This is a genomic window from Branchiibius cervicis (assembly GCF_042661605.1).
Lineage (GTDB): Bacteria > Actinomycetota > Actinomycetes > Actinomycetales > Dermatophilaceae > Branchiibius > Branchiibius cervicis.
Map to the genome: position 1 here is coordinate 2893104 of NZ_JBHSWJ010000002.1, position 18558 is coordinate 2911661.

Sequence of the window (18558 nt, forward strand, 5' to 3'; positions counted from 1 at the left end):
GGACTACGTCATGGACGCACTGGATCCGGCGGAGCGCTCAGCGGCCGAGCAACACATCGCGACGTGCGAGCAGTGTCGCGATGAGGTGAGCGAGCTCCAGGAGCTCACCGGCGCGTTGGGTGAGTCGGTGCCACCGATCGCGCCGCCGCCGCAGCTGCGCGATCGCGTGCTGGCCCAGGTGGCGACGACCCCTCAGGAGAACGTGCGGGTTCTTCGGCCGCACCGCCGCACCCGGTGGCTGGCGGCGGCCGCTGCGGCTGTCGTACTCGCGGGCGGAGCCGCCACGGTGGCCCTGTGGCCGCAGCCGCCGACGACCGTCTCGGCGGTCCAACAAGTCGAGTCCGCCGCGGACGCCACCACCTTCACGGCGCCGCTGGGTGACGGATCGATGCGTGTCATCGCGTCGAAATCCCTCAACCGCAGCGTGATCCGCCTCTCCGACGTGTCGGCGCCGCCGTCCGGACGGGTCTACCAGGCCTGGATGCTCGCCGACACCGGCCCGGTCAGCGCCGGGGTGATCAACCCCGGCGAAGACACCGTGATGAAGGGATCGCTCGCTGCGGCAACGGGTGCGGCGGTCACGGTGGAGCCCGCCGGGGGTCTCAGCAACCGACCACCAAGCCCGTTGCGTCGGTTTCTTTCGGATAGACCCATCCGTCGCCGGCCGCGCGCCGAACTCCTGACGTCCTCCGCAGCCGCGGTGGGCACTTCAGGAAGGAAGCAGTCATGGCATCTCGCACACTCGCACTTTCTGCGGCGGCGGCCAGCATGGTCGCCCTGCCCGCCATCGCCCTACCGGCGATCGCGTTGGCACCGTCAGCGCACGCCTCGGTCCCCGCTCAGTCCGGCACCACCCACCTGTGGGGCAAGCTCAACCAACTGAACAACAGCGGCGCCACCGGGACGGTCACCGCATCGCTGACCGGCGACCAGTTGAGCATCAAGATCGTGTCGCATGGTCTGCTGGCCGGCGCACCGCACGCCCAGCACATCCACCTCGGCGGGTCCAACACGTGCCCGAGCAACGACACCAAGGGCACCGGCGTCGATGGCCACCTGCGGGTAGCCGATGCGATGAAGGACTACGGAATGATCGCCGTGTCGCTGACGACCTCCGGTGACACCTCGCCGAACAGCGGCCTGGCCGTCACTCGGTTCCCGGTCGGTTCGACGACCTACTCCCGCACCATCACCGTGTCGGACGCGACCGCGGTGTCGATCCGGGAGGGCAAGGGCGTTGTCGTGCAACACGGCGTCGACTACAACGGCGACGGGAAGTACTCCGGCAGCTCCAAGTCAGAGCTGGACCCCTCGCTGCCCGAGGAGGCGACCGACCCGGCCAACTGCGGGCGCCTCGAAGTGAGCCAGATGAGCGGGATGCCGACCGGCGGTGTGCAGACCGGTGCCGGCGCCTCCGACGACGCCTCCGCGATCGCCTTCGGCGGTGCGGCGGCCGCTGCGACCGCGGCCGTCGGGTTCGGCTACGTCGGCTTGCGCCGACGCGCCGCCAACCGGATCTGACCGATCCCCCGACCGCCGGCGGCTGGTGGGCGCACCCCTGGCCACCCACCAGCCGCCGGCCCCAAGGAGCCCGCATGAACCTCAGGTTGTCCGCAACGGCGCGATGGTTGATCGCTGCCGCGCTGGCGGCGGTGCTTGCCGTCGCGGCCGGTATCTGGGCCGTGACCCACCGGTACGAAGCGCCGACCCCACCGAGCGCCGCGGCCCCCGGCCCGCAGGGTCCCACCTCCGAGGTGCCGGCGCCGACGTCGGGTGGGAGCCCGACGAGCGCAGGTACGGCGAGCGGCAGCCCGGCGACCGGCGTACGTGCGGGATCCCGGCCGGTCAGCGTGAGCGTCCCCGCGATCGGCGTGCAACTGCCGCTGATCGAGCTGGGCCTGCAGTCGGACGGAACCCTCGCGGTCCCCTCGGGTGCGCAGGTCGGCAAAGGCGCGTGGTTCACCGGATCGCCGGTGCCCGGCGGCAACGGGCCGGCCGTCATCGAGGCGCACGTGACCACGGCGACCGGCAAGGGACCATTCTTCCGGTTGGCGAGCCTGGCCGACGGCGACCGAGCCAGCGTGCGGTTATCCGACGGTCGCTCGGTAGCGTTCACGATCTACCGGGTGGCCCGTTATCCCAAGAACGCGTTCCCCACCGGGGACGTCTACGGCAACACCGCCGGCCCCGAGTTGCGCTTGATCACCTGCGGTGGCGAGTTCGACCGCTCCACAGGACATTTCGACGACAACACGGTGGTGTACGCCCGGCTTGCGTCCGCGTCTTAGGCTGGGAACCATGCAGTTGGTTCCTACCCGGGTCGACGACGAAGTCGCCCAGAAGTTACTCGATGACTACTTCACCAGCCGCGAGCTCGGCTTCGTGACGCACGCGGAAGGATACCGTCGGGTCGACCCCGACCCGGCCGCGTTCACGCCGCCGGAGGGGGTCTTCGTGGTGGTGCGCAACGACCGGGACGAGCCGGTGGGGTGTGGCGGCGTACGCCGCGTGCACGACTACCTGGGCGAACCCGCCTTCGAGATCAAGCATTTGTGGGTCGAGCCCGACCAGCGGGGCCGCGGCATCAGCCGGATGCTGATGGCCGGTTTGGAGGAGGCGGGCATCGAGTACGGCGCGCACTGGTTGCTGCTCGACACCAACGAAACGCTCACCGCGGCTCAACAGCTCTACCGCAGTAGTGGTTTCGAGGACGTCGACGCCTACAACGACAACCCGAACGCGACGAACTGGTATGCCAAACGGGTGCACCACTGACCCCGATCCCTCGATCAGCTGCGCAGCGTCTGGATCCATCGCCGAGTGTCCGCAGGATCGATGACGTCGTCCAGTTCGAAGACGGCGGCCGCGACCATCGCCTTGCCCTGGGCGTACGCCGCCGCGACGAGTCGGTCGTACTCTTCCTGCCGCCGCTGCGGGTCCTCGATGGCTGCCAGTTCTTTGCGGTAGCCCAACCGGACGGCACCTTCCAGACCCATCGGCCCCATCTCCCCCGTCGGCCAGGCGATGGTGAACTGCGGAGCGCGGAATGACCCGCCGGCCATCGCCATCGCGCCCAGACCGTAAGCCTTCCGCAGGATGACTGTCCCCATCGGCACGCGCAACGCGGCCGTGTCGGCGAACAACCGCCCGAACCGGGTGACCGTCGCATCCTTCTCCGCGTCCGGGCCGACCATGAAACCCGGTGTGTCACAGAAGGTCACGATCGGTAGTGCGTGCGCATTGCACACTCGCAGGAAGTCACGCAGTTTGTCCGCACCGGGCGCATCGATCGCTCCGCCGAAGTGTCGGCAGTCGTTGGCGACGATGCCGTACGCCGCGCCGGCGACCCGGCCCAACCCGGTCCGGATCCCGGGGGCGTAATCGGCACGCAGCTCGAGGAACGAGTTCTCGTCGAGCACACCGGCCAACGCTGCGTGCACGTCGTAGGACCGCATCCGGTCCTGGGGTACGGCGTGCCGCGCCAACCGCCCGTCGGGAGCTGTCCATATGACTGAATCACCCTGGAAATAGGACAGGTACGTGCGCGCGGTCGCGATCGCATCCGCGTCGTCGGCGGCCACAACGTGGACCACCCCGTTGCGCCGCTGGACCTCGACCGGTCCGACGTCCTGAGCGCGCACAACCCCCAGACCGCCGCCCTCGATCATCGCGGGACCGCCCATCCCGATACTCGCCTCGGGCGTCGCGATGACGACGTCGCACACCCCGAGCAGGGCGGCGTTGCCGGCGAAACAATTGCCGGAGACGACACCCACCAGCGGTACGAGCCCGGACAACGCACCCATCGCACGGAACGTGCCCACATCCAGGCCGGTGATGCCGGAGACGTCGGTGTCGCCGGGCCGGCCGCCGCCGCCCTCGGTGAAGAACACCACCGGCAGCCGCCGCCGGTGGGCCAACTCCAGCATCCGGTCGGTCTTGGCGTGATTGCGCACGCCCTGGGTGCCGGCCAGCACGGTGTAGTCGTAGGAGAGCACGACAACCGGGTGGCCGTTGATCACCGCGGTCCCGCAGATCAGCCCGTCGGCCGGGGTGTTCGCGATCAGGTCCTCTTCGCTGCGTCGGGCGCGTTGTGCGGCGATGGCCAGGCCGCCGTACTCCACGAACGATCCGTCGTCGACCAGATCGGCGATGTTCTCCCGGGCCGTACGCCGGCCCTTGGCGTGCCAGCGCTCGACCGCCTCGGGCCGGGCCTCGTCGAGCAACCGCGCCCGTCGGGCGCGGACGACGTCCAGGTCGTCGCGGGAAGCATCGAGGTCCACCCGGGGCGCGGCCTGCTGCCCCCCGTCAGCCTGCGCGCTCTCGACCACCAGGAGGGGACGACCCACCTCGACCTGCTCGTCGAGGGAGACCAGCTGCCGCACCACGCGCACCGTCACGTCCCGGGTGAGCGGATGGGCCATCTTCATTGCCTCCACGACCGCGAGATCTGCCCCGGGAAGCACCCGGTTGCCCTCCCCGGCCAGTGCCACGACCACGCCCGGCATCCGGGCGCAGATCAGTTCCTGACCCGGCTCGAGGATCTCATCGGCCCGGTCGGCCCCTTCCGGCTCCGGCGTCGCCGCTCCTGCCGCGATGCTGGACCAGTTGTCCTCCAGCCAGGACGTCGCCAGCAGACCCCGGGTAAGGCCTTCGTCCTGCAGAATCCGTTGCAGCAGTGCGCGATTGGTGCCGATTCCGGTCACGCTTGTCTCGGCCAGCGCCTGCTGCAGCCGTCGCTGCGCGACCTGCCCGGACGGCCCCGAGCAGATGATCTTGGCCAGCAGGGAGTCGTAGCGTGGACTGTGCCGCAGACCGGCATACGCGCTGGTGTCCACGCGCACCCCCGGCCCGCCGGGCCACTGAAGCGTCTCGACGGTGCCGGACGTGGCGTGCAACTCACCGGTCGGTGTGATGGTTTCGGCGTTCAACCGCGCTTGGATGGCCGTTCCGCGGATCTGTGTGCGCAGCACCTCGCGGTCGATCAGGTCAGCGATGGTCACGCCCCGGGCCAGCTCGATCTGGGCCGCGACCAGATCACTGCCGGTGACCTCCTCGGTCACGGTGTGCTCCACCTGCAGTCGCGGGTTGACCTCCAGGAAGTACGCCGCGTCATCGGTCACCAGGAACTCCACCGTGGCCACGCCGCGGTGGCCCACCTGCTCGGCCAGCCGAATCGAACCGGCGTGGATCTGCTCGCGCAGCGCCGACGGCAGCGCCGGCGCGGGCGCCATCTCCACGACCTTCTGGTGGCGGCGCTGGACGGAGCAGTCGCGGTCGGAAACGGTCATCGCGCGGTGACCGTCGGCGACCACCTGCACTTCGATGTGCCGTGCAGCGGTGATGCGAGCCTCGGCATAGATCCGTCCGTCGCCGAAACCCGCCAGCGCCTCATCCCCGCACCGCTGCATCTGAGTCTCGACCACCTGCTGGTCGGTGACCTCGCGGATACCGCGACCACCGCCACCGGCGACGGCCTTGATCATGACCCCGCCCGGGTGCGCGGCCAGGAGCGCACGGACCTGGCCGGGGTCGGGGTCGATCCCGGTGCCCGGCGGCAGGTCCAGACCGGCCATCGTGGCTGCTTCGCGTGCCCGCGTCTTGTCGCCGAAGAGCTCGAGCGCATCCGCGTCGGGGCCGACGAACACCAGACCCGCGGTCTGGCACAGACGCGCGAAATCAGCGTTCTCCGAACCGAATCCGTAGCCCGGGTGAACCAGCGCACCGCTCGGTGCGGCGGCGACGATGGCGGCGAAGTCCAGGTAGGCGGCCGGGCCACTCTCCGGTAGCGCTTCCGCCTCGTCCGCTAGCCGCACGCCCATCGTGTCAGCCTCGTCCGCCGCGTGGACGATGACGGTCCGGTGCCCCAGTTCCCGAGCGGTGCGGATGATCCGGACAGCGATCTCACCGCGATTGGCTATCAACACAGTCACGGTCAGTCATGCTCATTGACATTGACGTCAATGTCAATGACGATGTCCACGTGAGTGACGGCAGCGGGTGGGCAGTGCGCGATGCCCGTGAGCGCAGCCAGACCCAGCGCCACCGGCAACTCCTGGCCGCGGCCGAGGAGGTCTTCGCCGAGCGCGGTTACGACGAGACCACGATCGCCGACATCACGGAGCGCGCGGGAGTTTCGCGAGCCACCGCCTACGTCTACTTCTCCTCCAAAGACGCGGTGTTGCGGGCGCTGGCACAACAAGTGGTGGCTGATTTCATCGCTGCACAGGAAGTACCGCCCGGCGATCCGTGGGACGTCCTGTCCCAGACCTGCCGCCGTACCGCGCAGGCCCTGTGGGCACACGGTCCGTTGTTGGAGATCATCGCCGAGCGAGCCCGCCGCGACGAGGGGGTCCAGGCGCTGCACGATGAGTTGTGGCACCGCCCGGTCCGGCGCTTCGCCCGGTACCTCGAGCGAGAACGAGCAGCAGGCCGGGTCCACCCCGTCGGGACCAGCAGTATCGTCGCCGAATTCATCTCCTCGACGCTGCGCACCGGCTCCCTGGATCGGCGTACGCAGTCTCGTTCGACTCAAACCAGATTCGTCGACTCGGTGATCGACGTCGGCGCCACTCTCATCGGCATCGAGCCGCCCGCCCGCAACCGTGAGGAGCCGTCATGACAGCAACGCCGCTGCCGCCGGACTATGACTCTGCCGTCGAGCAGATTCGCGCACTGCAGAGTGCGAACTGGCCACCGCAGGTGCCTCACGACCCCACGGGACTGCCCGGACTGACCGGTATCACCGACTACCTGTGGCATTGGGCGCAGCACACTCCGAAAGCGCCTGCAGTGTCGTTCTACGGGCTCACCTGGGATTACCGGACACTGGCCGATCACGCGCTGCGGTGGGCCGGCTGGCTGCAGGGCGCCGGGATCGAGCCCGGCGCGCGGGTGGGCGTGCTCGCCGGCAACTGCCCGCAGTTCACGGCGATCATGCTGGGCACCCTGGCCGCTGGGTGCGTGCACGTACCGATCAACCCGATGTTCAAGGGGCACGAGCTGGTCCACGAACTCACCGACGCCGGGGTCGAGGTGCTCGTGGCCGAGGAACCTCTCCTTGCCCTGGTCCGTTCGGTGGTGGACGGCACGCCGGTACGCCGAGTGCTGCGTCTGGCGCCCGGCGCACCCCTGGTTGCAGCCGGGCTGCCGCTACCCGGCGTACTCACAGCCCCCATCCCAGATGCCGCGGAACTGGAATGGCATGCAGCTGTTGCGGATTCAGCACCGCTGGACCCGCAGCCCGCGGACCCCGATGCTCTCGCGGCGCTGAACTACACCGGCGGCACCACCGGAATGCCCAAGGGCTGCGAACACACCCAGGGCGACATGGTCTACACGGCGGTCACCATCACCGCCGCCCAGGGCCACCGGGTCGGGCAGGAGCGGTCGGCGAGCATCATCTTCGTGCCAATCTTCTGGATCGCGGGAGAGGATTTCGGCATTCTCGCGCCCCTGGTGAACGGCGGCCAGGTGCACCTGCTGCGCCGCTGGGACGTGTCGCTGGTGCTGGATCTGATCGAGCGCGACCGCGCGACGACCATGCTCGGCACGGTCGACAACTACGTGGAGTTACTGGAGCAGGCCGGCGGCCGCGATCTGTCCTCGTTGCACACCGCGCTGGCGATGTCCTTCGTCCTCAAGTTGACTCCGCAGATCCGCCAGCAGTGGCGGGAGGCGACGGGCCACGTGATCCGGGAGGCGTCGTACGGGATGACGGAGACGCACACCGGCGACACGATCACCCTCGGCTTCCAGGACGACGACCGCGACCTGACCGCCGAGCCGGTGTTCTGCGGCCTGCCCGTGCCCGGGACCGACATCCTGATCGTGGACGACGCGCTGGCGCCGGTGCCCGTGGGCACGGCCGGACAGATCATCGTGCGCAGCCCGTCGCTGCTCAAGGGCTATTTCGGCCGGCCGGAGGAGACTGCGGAAGCTCTGCACGACGGCTGGTTGCACACCGGCGACACCGGACGGCTCGATGAGTGGGGCGCCCTGCACTACCTCGGCCGGAACAAGGAAATGATCAAGGTCAACGGGATGAGCGTCTTTCCCTCCGAGGTCGAATCGATCCTGCGGCTGCACCCCCAGGTGGCGACGCTGGCTGTCGTCCCGATGCCTGACCCGGACCGCGGGCAACGTCCGCTGGCGTTCGTCGAACTGCTGCCCGACGCCCGCCTCACTGCCGAGGAGCTCTCGGCCTGGGCGCGCGACAACATGGCGCCGTACAAGGTGCCGGTCATCGAGTTGGTCAGCGGACTGCCCATGACGGCGACGGGCAAGGTGAAGAAGGGCGAGCTGTTCGAGCGGGCCCGGGAGCGTGCGCACCAACCCTGAACCGCCAGTGCCATGATCGACAGGACCCTGACCTTTCATTCCCTAGGAGTCCTGATGGACACGCTCGCAAAGACCTTCTACACCGCGTCAGCCACCTCCACCGGTGACGGCCGCAGTGGGCACGTACGCAGCAGCGACGGCGTCCTCGACCTGGACCTGTTGCCGCCATCGGAGCACAGCACGCACACCAACCCCGAGCAGTTGTTCGCGGCCGGCTACGCCGCGTGCTTCCATTCCGCCCTCAAGGGCAACGCCAAACGCCTGGGCCTAGACGTCAGCGACTCGGCCGTGACCGCGGACGTCTCGTTGGGGCAGATCGAGGAGAACCGTTTCGGCTTGGCGGTGACATTGCACATCGAACTCGGCGGGCTCAGCCAGGAGGACGCCGAAGCGTTGGCCGAGGCCGCTCACCAGGGCTGTCCCTACTCCAACGCGACGCGGGGCAACATCGAGGTCACGCTGGACGTGCAGGTCGGCTGAACCTGCCGGGGTGCGTCGGCGCGCAGGTTCGAGTAATGTAGTTGAATGTTCAAGTACTTCTACCGAGACGGAGATCAGCCATGACACACATCAGCATCGTCGGCGCCGGGAAGATGGGCCAGGCCATCGCGGGGATCGTGACCCGCGGAGGCAACACGGTCGAGCTGCTCGACAACACCACATCCCAGGCCGTTTCCGGCGAGATCGTCGTCCTCGCCGTGCCGTACGGCGCCCTGGACGACGTCATCGCCCAGCGGGCCGGTGAACTCGCGGGCAAGATCGTCGTCGACATCACCAACCCGCTCAATTTCGAGACGTTCGACTCCCTGCTGGTGCCGGCCGACAGTTCTGCCGCCGCCAAGGTCGCAGCCGCGCTGCCTGAGTCGCAAGTTCTCAAGGCCTTCAACACCACGTTCTCCGGCGTGCTCGAGGCCGGCACCGTGGGCCCGCAGAAGGCCACCGTCCTGATCGCCGGTGACGACGAGGCGGCCAAGAAGGCGCTCGCCGACGTGGTCACCGCCGGCGGCCTGGACGCAGTGGACGCCGGTTCGCTGAGCCGGGCGCGGGAGTTGGAGTCCGTGGGCTTCCTGCAGCTCACCCTTGCGGCGGCCGGAAAGATCTCCTGGACCGGCGGGTTCGCGCTGGTCAACTGAGCGCTGCCGCTCCGGGCGACGGCGGCCGACCGGGCGGCCCAGGTGTCGCGGCTCGTTCGGGCTTCGCCCTCACTCCTCCTCGAATCACTCCGTTCAATAACGTGAAGAAGGACCGGGCGAAAAACATGCCCGGTCCTTCTTCACGTGGTGGAGCTGAGGGGATTCGAACCCCTGGCCTTCTCATTGCGAAGGTGAATGTCGTTGCAGGACGGCTAATTTCACTCGTTTCACCCGTTGCAGTGCGTGCGTCACGATGCCCTAGTTGCATCGTGGGGGCACGCCAGGGGCACACGCCACGCACCACACCACACCATGCCGATCCCCAGGACCGCGGCCTAGAGGGCCGCGGCTGGCGTGGCGCGATCACCCAATAAAACGACGTAGGGCGGGCTTTCGCCCGCCCTACGGAGAGTGATCCCGGGTTGCCCCCGGAGCCACAAAAGCCTTACCAGCTACGTGCGATTTTACACGCGCGCATCGTCGGCCGCGTCCGACGCACCACAATTCGTCGCCGCCACCCCTTCCCCTGGTCTCGCAAAGCGAGCCACCGGGCCGTGCTGGCTCAAGGGCCTCCGTGTCGCCGCCCACGACCCGGAGGCTTGGCGCCCCGACCCTCGCGCCCTGCTTCGCGGCGCCTCCGTGGAGACAGCGCGCAGTAAAGGCGCCCGCGCCGCCTGGACTGTCCCAGATTCGCTGTGGGATCGTCCGTTTTGGCATCCCAACGATTCCACGACGGTGCGCGTGATCGTCGTGGATGTCGACGGTTCCCTCTATCCGCTGAGCCGCCCTGGGTTGCCCGTCCCGGACTACGTGATAGCCACGCGGGTTCGTGGTGATGGCGCCCCTGAGCGTGTGCAGCTCGGGTGGGTTCTCGCCCAGCCGATCGTGGGTCGAGCACCAGCCCTCACCTCGCTGGTGCGCGACCTGCACACAGCCCTGGTCGCCGCGTGCTGGGGAGACCGCGCACACCAGGTCCGAGCACGCTCCCGCAACCCACTCTGCGCCTTTGCGCCAGTCTCCTGGCCCCGCGGCGACCGCACCGGAAACCGCGGGGCCGGAGACCTCCTCGCCGCACTCCGCGCCGCCGAAATAATCGCACCCACACCCAGACCACCAGAGCCGACGCCGGTCCCACCATCCTCAGTAGAAACCGCGAAATGGACCGCTGGCCAGCGCAATTCGGCGCTCTTCGACTATGTGCGCGTTCGCGCATACCGGGGAGACGACCCGTGCACGATCGCGGCGCAGGCCAATTCGCAGTTCTGTAATCCCCCGCTGCCCGCCGCGGAGGTTGAGACCATCGCCCGGTCGATCGACCGGTTCTGTCGTGAGCACCGCCTCGGACGTCACCGTGGTGCCACCCAAGCGGTCCAAGACGCCCACGTGCCCGTTCCCACCATCACCCAGGCCGAGGGCCGGGCGCTCGGCCCCGCCGCACGCACCGCGCAGGCCAGGGAGCGGTACGCGGCGCTCGGCGTGGCAGCCGCGCCGCTCGTGGCCGCTGGGTCCTCCCTCAGGGCGGCCGCCACGACTCTCGGTGTTAGCCCCGCGACCCTCTCGCGAGCCATGCGCGCGGTGGGTGGCCAGGGTTCCGGCGAGGGGGGACAGGGGGCGCCCGAGGGTGTTTCACAATGGACCCCTAATCAGGGGTCTATATGGGACAGGGCCCCCGCAGGGTCTACCGACCCCCACCCACAATCCCACCACCCAAGACCCCGCCGCCCGAGGCACCGCCACCCCCACCCCCACCCACCGCAACCAGCCCTCCACCGCGCAGTACACGCACCCACCGGGGTCGGCCGCACCCGTCGCGCGCGCTCGCCTCCGACGGCGGCGCGCAAGCGAATCGTCCAGTCCCCCAGAGGCTTCGGCCCGAAACTGATGCGTTGCGGTGGTTGTGGCGTACGCGGTTAGCGCGCTAAACTGAGGGCGTTGAGAGTGCGCGGGGCGAGACCAGTCTGGTCACGCCCCGCGTGGTACCAGGCGATGAACGGCGTCATGGATGAGCGCCGCCGCGGATAGCCCGCGGGTGAAGGTGCCGAGAATCCGGTTGCGCAGTCCTGTGCTGCGCGTGTTCAGTGGAGGACCTCTCAACATGCCGACGCCGCGTCTCAGCAGCTCGCCGAACGCCCCCAGCCCCGCGCAGCGTGATCGCGCTGCGCGGCACGCTGCGGCGCAAACCAACCTGACGGCGTTGCTGGCCCGCCTGCGTGAAGGACAGCGGCGATGAGCGGGCTCGCAGCCCCCACGGCGGCGGCGTCGGCGGCCCGGAGGGAACGCGCAGAGGCACGGGCCGCGGCCGTCACCCTCCTACGGGCTGCGGGGTGGAGTACGGGCGCGATCGCGATGGCGATGGGAGCGAGCGGGGGTGCGGTTCGTGCGATTGAGGCCCGGGCCGCGAGGGCAACCTCAGCACCCCCAGTGAACCCCGGGAACCCCTCCCCCACGCTGATGTGGGACGACGAGGAGGCCCCCAAATGAGCGCCGAAACGGTCGTGATGAGTTTCGGTCAGTCCTCGAAGCTGTCAGCGCTGCGCCTGGCTGCGCCCGTGGTCGAACCGGCGCCCGGCCGTGTGACATCCCTGGTGGCCGCTGCACGGCGCTGGGCCCGTAAGGCATTCATCGTCGTAACGCTGCTGCTGGGCGTGTTCGCGTACGGCGGTGGTGCCGTCGCGCACGCCGACGACCCACTCTCGATAACGGATTCGGTCGCGAATTTTTGAGGGCCCCTGAATCTGGATGGGGTGGTCACCTCCCCCGCCGGGATTGATCAGAAAGTCCTTCCGCTCACGGATGCGAAAAGTGTGGCGAAGAAGAGGCAGACCTATATTCCGTTAGGTTTTCAGCAGGAGGGGAACCCGGAGATAGGGGGTGACCTTGAAAACCCGTCTGCGCGCCTCAAGCAGCTTTACACGAACGCACCCGATTACGTACTGGACCCGTCCTACGACCGGTATGGCATGTCCACATTGCAATGGACATCTTATGGGGCGAGTTGTGGAGGCGTTGAGCATTACCTTGCCGGTGGCGAGAACGCGTTCTTCACGATCGGGATAAAGCTTCCGGTCACGATTTCGATGGCGGTTTTGGGGTGGGCTCTCGACCCCACGATCGGGAAAGTTGCGTCATCGATCGTATCCCCCGTGACGGACGCCTTGACGAACGTTGCTGCCCCTTACTGGATGGGAATCATTTTCTGTTCAGGGGTCGCCATTTTCATAAAAACACGATCCAGTATGCAGCTGATCAAGTACATGATCTGGGTTTTCACAATGATCGGGAGCATTGGTTTTCTCACCACGTACAGCGGCGGGAAGGCAATGGACGCCGTTTCCGGGGTTGTCGTGAAAGGGGTGTCCAGCATTTCGTGCAATTTCGACACGGCGGACGGTAAGTCGTGCTCCCACGACAACGGGTTGGGGCAAATTGACAACCAAATTTGGCGCGGTCTCGTTTACCATCCCTGGGCGGCGGGTGAGGTCGGTGACGACGAGGCCGACGCCGCGAGCGTTTCTGATGGGAGCAGCATCACGTGGGCTGCTGCGATGGCGAACGCGATGTACGTCAACCACAACGACAACTCGGGGAAAGCACTCGGGAAGTCCCTTGCACGCTGGAATACGGGCGATTACGCCGCCGCATCCGATTCCGATGGTGGCGGAAACAAGGCTTTCCTTTGGAAAGGCTCCGGTGCGCACCAATGGTCATCGATCCCCTTCTTGGGGAACGTGAAGATTCTTTGCGCCGATCCCGGGGTGCAGGGACAGGACCCCGGAGATATTGGCAACATGAAGTTCTTGCGTGAAGGGAACTGCGATTCCGACACGGCAGGAACGAGTAATATTGTTTCAGCGGTTACCGGGCAAAACATTGGTTCCCGAGTATCCACGTTGGTGATGGGTTCCGTCGGTGCCATTGTCTTCACCGTCGCATCCGCTGGTATCGCCGCGTACATCACGATCCAACGCTTCCTGCTCGTGTACCTACTGATGTTCTCGGCACTGTTTCTAACGATCGCGATGGTGGGTAGCAAGAAACATCAACGGTTCGCGCGAAAGTACGGCGAACTGTTGTTCGCGAACGTTCTGAAACAAGCCGCCGCTGTCGCTTTCCTGCTTTTGTTTCTGCGGCTCACGACGAACATTCTTGCCCCGCAGAACGAGATTGTGAAAGATGCAATATCGGCGGTCCCGCTGAATCTGCGCCCAATGCTCCTGGTGGTCGCTTTCGCGGCGATGGCGGCGCTTGTGATTCCGTTCGCACGTCTCGCGAAGGCGGCCGCTAGCGGGGACACCACTCTGGTCAACAAGACCGCGGACGCACCCAAGCAGATCGCGAAATTTGCTGGGAAAGCAGTGGGAACCGCAGCAGTCTCGGCCGCCACGGGCGGCCTGGGTGCTGCGGCCGCGAAAGCCGGAACCGCGAGCCGGGCCTCCTCCCTCGTAAGCGCGGGGGCGGGGACCGGACGAGGGCTGAGCGGTTTGGCGGCGATGGCGGCGAAACCCGCCAACCCGGGCGCGAAGAGCACCGGGCTCGCCGGGAAAACCGCCACAGCGCTCCGTGGCTTCTCCCCGGATGGGGAAACACTCGGCGGCGGGATCGCCGCCGTCGGGCAAATGCTCGGGGGCAAAACCGGCCACCGGGTCGCGCAGCTCGGGGCGAAAACGGCGGCTGCTGAGATGCGCACGCGGCGCGCCATGGCCGCCCAGACCGCGGAGACAGCCGCGCAGCGTGACGCCGTCGAGGGTGGCGAGGCGGTGATTCAGGCGGTCGCCGCCTCCCCGTGGGGCCGCAAAAACGTCGAACGGGACGGCAACGGAAAACTCACTGAGAGTGGTCGGCGGACGGCCGCCCAGAAAGCACTCCACCTAAGCGAGGAGCACGAAATGAACCTGCGGAACAACAAATACATCGCCCCGATCGCGAACGCCTACAAGCGCGTTCACGGGCACGCGATCGACGCTGATCGTGCACAGGATGGTGGGGTACAGGTACCGCTCACCGGTGCACCAGGTGCACCCGGAACCGGCCTCAACGGGCTGGGGCCGGTGGACGGCGGCGACGCCCCGACCAGTGCACCAGGCACACCCGGAACGCCGCTGAGCGGCACCAAGTTTGGCAAAACCGCTGCAACACAGGGACTCCCCGTCACGCCCGGCGGCCCGCGCAACCCAGACATTGTCACCACCGTCGTGAATACGGGTGCCGAGCTCCTCCAGAACTCTGACATGAGCATCGAGGAGGTCGCAGCCAACCCCGCAAGTGCAGTCGCGGGGACCGCCTACAGCGCTTCGCCGAGCAGGATGGACCCGGCGCACCCGGCCACCCCGGCACTCACCAACCTCGCTTTCGCGGTCGATCTGGGAACCCCGGACGAGTACGAAGAAGCGTGTGCGTTCGCGGGTGGGGTGATCGCTGAACACGGCATCCCGGACGAGATTTCGGCGATTCACTCGACCGGGGTGACGGCCGCGAACTTCACCCCTGACCGGCTTCTCGCAGCGACGATTCACCCCAGTGAAACGCTCTCGTGGGAGGATAAAGCGGCCGCGGCTTATGAGTTTTCGGCCGCCGCGGCCGAGGTGCCCGAGGACCACCCAGCCGCCGACGCGGTCACCTGGTACAAGGGCCTGATCAACGATCCGGGCGCCGATCCAGCGGACCTCGCCGTCGCACGAGAATTCATTTACGACGCCGTGCACCCCGGGTCAAGTTTGATGATCAACGAGGAATACCGCGCGGCGTACGAGCCTGCACCGCGGGACGTAGCGCAAGCCGAAATGTTTCCTCCGCGGGGTGTGCGGCCTGACGGACGCCTGGGCGTTTCGCGCACACAACCCGCACCTGATGCAGCCGAACCCGGTGCGCAGAACGCACGACCGGGCAGTGACGCGGACCCGATTGTTGATGCGACATGGGGGCCGAGTAGCGGTGTCGAAAACGGGGCACCGAGTGCACCCGAACACCGCGCGTCGTTGCGGGACCGGACGCCACCGCTGCACAGCAACCCATCCGAAGCACCCGCCCGTCGCGAGGTCGCGGACCCGTTCGCGCCGCAACGAAAAGACCGCGCACCGGGTCACCACCGGGACGGTTCCGGTGACGCCAACACGACCACCGAAGACGACGCGAACACAGTTGCCCCGGTGACGAATCCGATGCAACCCGGGAAGCTTCACCGCAACGAGGAGCGCGTTGACGACGATCTCTTCGGAGGCTCCGAGGGCGACGAGGACGACACCGAGTAACCGATACGAGCGCCGCTGAAAGGGGCGGCCCGGGCGGACCAGCATGGTCGCCCGGGCCGCCCGTTTCGTCCCCCGAGAACCCCATCTGGAGGCCGCCCCGGAGGTTCCGTGCACGCCCCGCGGACCGCGAGAGTAACGCGTCACGTAACGCGTGACGTAGGGCGTGACACGCCAGCCCCGAGTGGCCAGGCAGGCGTGCAGACTCCGCCATTAGTTCTGTCATAAGTCTTGTCCATCCCCCTGTCCATTGTCGGATTCGTGGTTAGGACTTATCCGCTGCTCGCGTGCGCCGATCGCGTACGGTGCGCGACCGAGCGCGCGAATTCCTCTCTCCCCGTGCGATTCTGCGACTCCCAGCTCGCCATGAGTGCGTGCGTATGGTGCACGAAACGCGCGCCCCAGACCCGCGCCGACCCAAATGCACCCAATGTGGTTCTGCCGGGGTTTTCGGGTGTGCTCGGGTTGGCGTGTGGTGGGCGGTGTGCGGTGTGCCCGCGGGCGTAGTGGTGGTTGCCATTGGTGCCCGCTCTGGTGGCTGTCCTGGTGGCCGTGGTGGACCTCGTAGTGGTGCCCGTACTGGTGGACGCACCAGGGGAGGTGCGCCTCTCAGTAGCGGCTGCTAGCGCACCTGGGGAACCCCAAAGCAATAGCGGACCGGATCATCGGTGGACCTCGCCTCCGCGAATAGCTCACAGGCGAGGACGAATTGGCCGTGTGCGTGAGTCGAGATTCATCGGTGGGTCTCTGAAGGTGGCTGGGTCCGTGACGGGGCGCCGTGGCTGGGCTGGTTTTCATGGTCGCGGCGGGTGTGCTTGGTGTCCTTGGTGAACCTCCGTGTGGACGGCTTCGGCGACGGGCGACTGGTCGGTCTCGGGGCTGGGTTCTTTGCCTAGGGGGCCTCCCGACGTGCGTACATGGCTGGGTGACCGTGCCCGCGGAGGTGACCGTGTTGCCGTGGTTGGGGCGCGTGGTGGGTCGGTCGTCGTCGCGCGCCGTCACCGCCACGGACTCGCCCTGGGGGCTCGCCGGGCGGGACGTGCGCGGCGACGAACTCCGCCCCACCAACGCTAGGTGGGAAACGGTGACACGGCGCCGCTGGGGTGCATCCCGTCGCAGCCCCCTGGGGGCTGCGCGGGGCACCCCGAGCGGCTGCCCGAGCCGAAGGCGAGGGCGGAGGTGAGGGCCCCTCGGAACCCGGCCACCCCCGCACGGTGCGCCTTGTGCCCTGAAGGGCACACCCGCCGCGGAGCGGCGAAACCCGACCACCGCGCGGGGTGGTCGGGCACGGGGTCACCCCCTGCCAAGCCCCCGGTCACCTCCCCCGCCGCCCGCACCGACCCCTTCCCCCGGACCCTGGGCTGCGAACAACGGCGACCTGAGCCGTGCGCTATCGCGGTAGCGACCCCGCGCCGGGTCGCGACCCCGGTTGCCTCTACCCGGCGGCATCGGGTCTACCTTCCGCCCTTGATTATCTGGCTGATCCGGCCGCGCGTGAGCCCGGATGTGGAGGCCAGTTCGGCGTTGGTGACGCCGGTGGCGGCGAGGGCGCGGATCAGGGTGTCGCGTTCGGCGGTGGCGTCGGCAAGGGCAGCAGTGCGCTCCTCAACCCTCCGCACTGCTGCGGTGAGCCGTCGCAGCGACGGCGGATTGGCGGACGACATGGCGAAATCCTAGCGGTCGGTTTAGCTGACTAACCCAGAGTTTAGCGCGCTTTACACTGACTGTTTAGCGCGCTAAGCTCAGTGCATGACCGCGACAGTGATTGACTTCAGCACCGGTGAGGAACTGGACGCCGAGGAGGTGGCTGCGGGCGAGCTTGGCGTGGGCGCGGCAGCGTCCGCTTTGGCCGCCGCGAGGGAGCACCTTGCCCGCATCGCAGACGACCGCGCGCTCCGCGCCGGTGCCCCCGGGTGGGATGCCCTGGTGGCCGCGGATGCCCTCGTCGGTGCCGTCCTCGACGCGCTGGGCGGGGACCCCGCCAACCAGTAACCCGGGACCCTGTCGGACCCCGGTGATACAACCTCAGGACCGACAGGAAGCCACGGCGTAGAGGAGTCAGCATGCGGTACGGAAACGCTGTGGGACTTGGTGTTGCGGGCCTGGGCGGCGCTGCCGCGGGCGCCGTGTACGGGGTGCGTGCGATGGCTCCGGTCCTCGTGTGGGAACGCCAACTCGCGCAGCACGACTTGATGGTGCTGCGTGATGGCCGGCCCCTTCCCCCGGTCCCCGAACCCGCCCGCCCAAGGCCCCGCCACCAGCGGGGCCTTTTTGCTTGTTACGTAGGGTCGTGGGTCGTCGGCGCCGCAGTTGGAGGCCTCGCCGCGGCTGGGATCACGTGGGCCATATATGCGAGTCGCCACCCGGAGAACGCAGTGGCGGGGATGGGACCCGCGATCATTCTGGGCATGCTCGGCGCGGTAGTGGGTTTCGTGCTGCTCGGGGTTCCGTTGGGAATCTGCTTGTGGTTGCATGAGACTCGCGCCCGCACCCGGGACGCCGTGGTCGCGGCAACACACCAGGTGTGGGTTGCTCGGGAGGAACGCAGAGCCGCCTTAGCGCACGGGGTGGACCCCGTCCTTGTAGCCCACGACCTGGTCGCGATCATCGGATGAGCGGGATGAGTCGCGCCCTCCGGCTGCGACTAGTGCGAACCATTCCAACCAACAAGGACGTTCGCGCTCCGCACCGACGCCACCACCCCGATCGTTGTCGTCCTCGGCACCAGGGGGGACCGGATGATGCCGCCCTCGCCCTCCGTGCACGGGCGAGCTTGGTGGTGGTCCATGCCACCGCACGTGCAGCTCGGAACCATCTGAACACCCGCCGCCCCGACCAGG

Annotated in this window: 16 protein-coding genes; 14 read left to right on the top strand and 2 right to left on the bottom strand. The window is 67.9% G+C overall.

Annotated features, from left to right (window positions below; all coding sequences use genetic code 11):
- The first annotated feature begins 10 nt into the window (after positions 1 to 10).
- The 4 genes from ACFQBT_RS15000 (at position 11) to ACFQBT_RS15015 (ending at position 2775) form a co-directional block, all read left to right on the top strand.
- Positions 11 to 883, top strand: a complete 873-nt coding sequence (locus ACFQBT_RS15000) for an anti-sigma factor (RefSeq protein WP_377825511.1) — start codon at positions 11 to 13, stop codon at positions 881 to 883.
- Positions 769 to 1521, top strand: a complete 753-nt coding sequence (locus ACFQBT_RS15005) for a hypothetical protein (RefSeq protein ID WP_377823846.1) — start codon at positions 769 to 771, stop codon at positions 1519 to 1521. The genes ACFQBT_RS15000 and ACFQBT_RS15005 overlap by 115 nt, the downstream gene beginning before the upstream one ends.
- 74 nt (positions 1522 to 1595) lie before the next feature.
- Positions 1596 to 2288, top strand: a complete 693-nt coding sequence (locus ACFQBT_RS15010; RefSeq protein WP_377823848.1) for a class F sortase — start codon at positions 1596 to 1598, stop codon at positions 2286 to 2288.
- A gap of 10 nt (positions 2289 to 2298) precedes the next feature.
- Entirely contained in the window at positions 2299 to 2775 is a 477-nt protein-coding gene (locus ACFQBT_RS15015) for a GNAT family N-acetyltransferase (protein WP_377823849.1), read from the top strand.
- Positions 2776 to 2789: 14 nt separating this feature from the next.
- On the opposite strand, the gene ACFQBT_RS15020 is transcribed toward ACFQBT_RS15015, so the two are convergent.
- Positions 2790 to 5933 (bottom strand): acetyl-CoA carboxylase family protein, encoded by a 3144-nt coding sequence (locus tag ACFQBT_RS15020; RefSeq protein ID WP_377823851.1) that lies wholly within the window; start codon positions 5931 to 5933, stop codon positions 2790 to 2792.
- Positions 5934 to 5983: 50 nt separating this feature from the next.
- Between ACFQBT_RS15020 and ACFQBT_RS15025 the strand changes: the two genes are divergently transcribed.
- The 8 genes from ACFQBT_RS15025 to ACFQBT_RS15060 all read left to right on the top strand — a co-directional run bounded on the left by ACFQBT_RS15025 (position 5984) and on the right by ACFQBT_RS15060 (position 15721).
- Positions 5984 to 6622, top strand: a complete 639-nt coding sequence (locus tag ACFQBT_RS15025) for a TetR/AcrR family transcriptional regulator (RefSeq protein ID WP_377823853.1) — start codon at positions 5984 to 5986, stop codon at positions 6620 to 6622.
- On the top strand, positions 6619 to 8340 hold the full coding sequence (locus ACFQBT_RS15030) for an AMP-binding protein (RefSeq protein WP_377823855.1): 1722 nt from the start codon (positions 6619 to 6621) through the stop codon (positions 8338 to 8340). Before ACFQBT_RS15025 ends, ACFQBT_RS15030 begins: the two co-directional genes overlap by 4 nt.
- A 54-nt stretch (positions 8341 to 8394) precedes the next feature.
- Positions 8395 to 8820, top strand: coding sequence for an organic hydroperoxide resistance protein (locus ACFQBT_RS15035; protein WP_377823857.1), 426 nt, complete (start codon positions 8395 to 8397; stop codon positions 8818 to 8820).
- Between the two features lie 80 nt (positions 8821 to 8900).
- Positions 8901 to 9473, top strand: a complete 573-nt coding sequence (locus tag ACFQBT_RS15040) for an NADPH-dependent F420 reductase (RefSeq protein ID WP_377823859.1) — start codon at positions 8901 to 8903, stop codon at positions 9471 to 9473.
- Between the two features lie 915 nt (positions 9474 to 10388).
- Positions 10389 to 11387 (top strand): primase alpha helix C-terminal domain-containing protein, encoded by a 999-nt coding sequence (locus ACFQBT_RS15045; RefSeq protein WP_377825513.1) that lies wholly within the window; start codon positions 10389 to 10391, stop codon positions 11385 to 11387.
- A 312-nt stretch (positions 11388 to 11699) separates the two neighbouring features.
- Complete coding sequence (locus ACFQBT_RS15050) at positions 11700 to 11954, top strand: hypothetical protein (protein WP_377823861.1); 255 nt, start codon at positions 11700 to 11702, stop codon at positions 11952 to 11954.
- Positions 11951 to 12196, top strand: a complete 246-nt coding sequence (locus ACFQBT_RS15055) for a hypothetical protein (RefSeq protein WP_377823863.1) — start codon at positions 11951 to 11953, stop codon at positions 12194 to 12196. The genes ACFQBT_RS15050 and ACFQBT_RS15055 overlap by 4 nt, the downstream gene beginning before the upstream one ends.
- Positions 12197 to 12217: 21 nt before the next feature.
- Positions 12218 to 15721, top strand: a complete 3504-nt coding sequence (locus ACFQBT_RS15060; protein ID WP_377823865.1) for a chromosomal replication initiator protein DnaA — start codon at positions 12218 to 12220, stop codon at positions 15719 to 15721.
- A gap of 1451 nt (positions 15722 to 17172) precedes the next feature.
- Here the strand turns inward: ACFQBT_RS15060 and ACFQBT_RS15065 are convergent.
- Entirely contained in the window at positions 17173 to 17382 is a 210-nt protein-coding gene (locus ACFQBT_RS15065) for a hypothetical protein (RefSeq protein ID WP_377823866.1), read from the bottom strand.
- 85 nt (positions 17383 to 17467) lie between these two features.
- Here ACFQBT_RS15065 and ACFQBT_RS15070 point away from each other — a divergent pair, with 85 nt between their 5' ends.
- The gene (locus tag ACFQBT_RS15070) at positions 17468 to 17710 is read left to right on the top strand and encodes a hypothetical protein (protein ID WP_377823868.1); all 243 of its coding nucleotides are present in this window, start codon (positions 17468 to 17470) and stop codon (positions 17708 to 17710) included.
- 392 nt (positions 17711 to 18102) lie between these two features.
- Entirely contained in the window at positions 18103 to 18333 is a 231-nt protein-coding gene (locus tag ACFQBT_RS15075) for a hypothetical protein (protein ID WP_377823870.1), read from the top strand.
- The last annotated feature ends 225 nt before the right edge of the window (positions 18334 to 18558 follow it).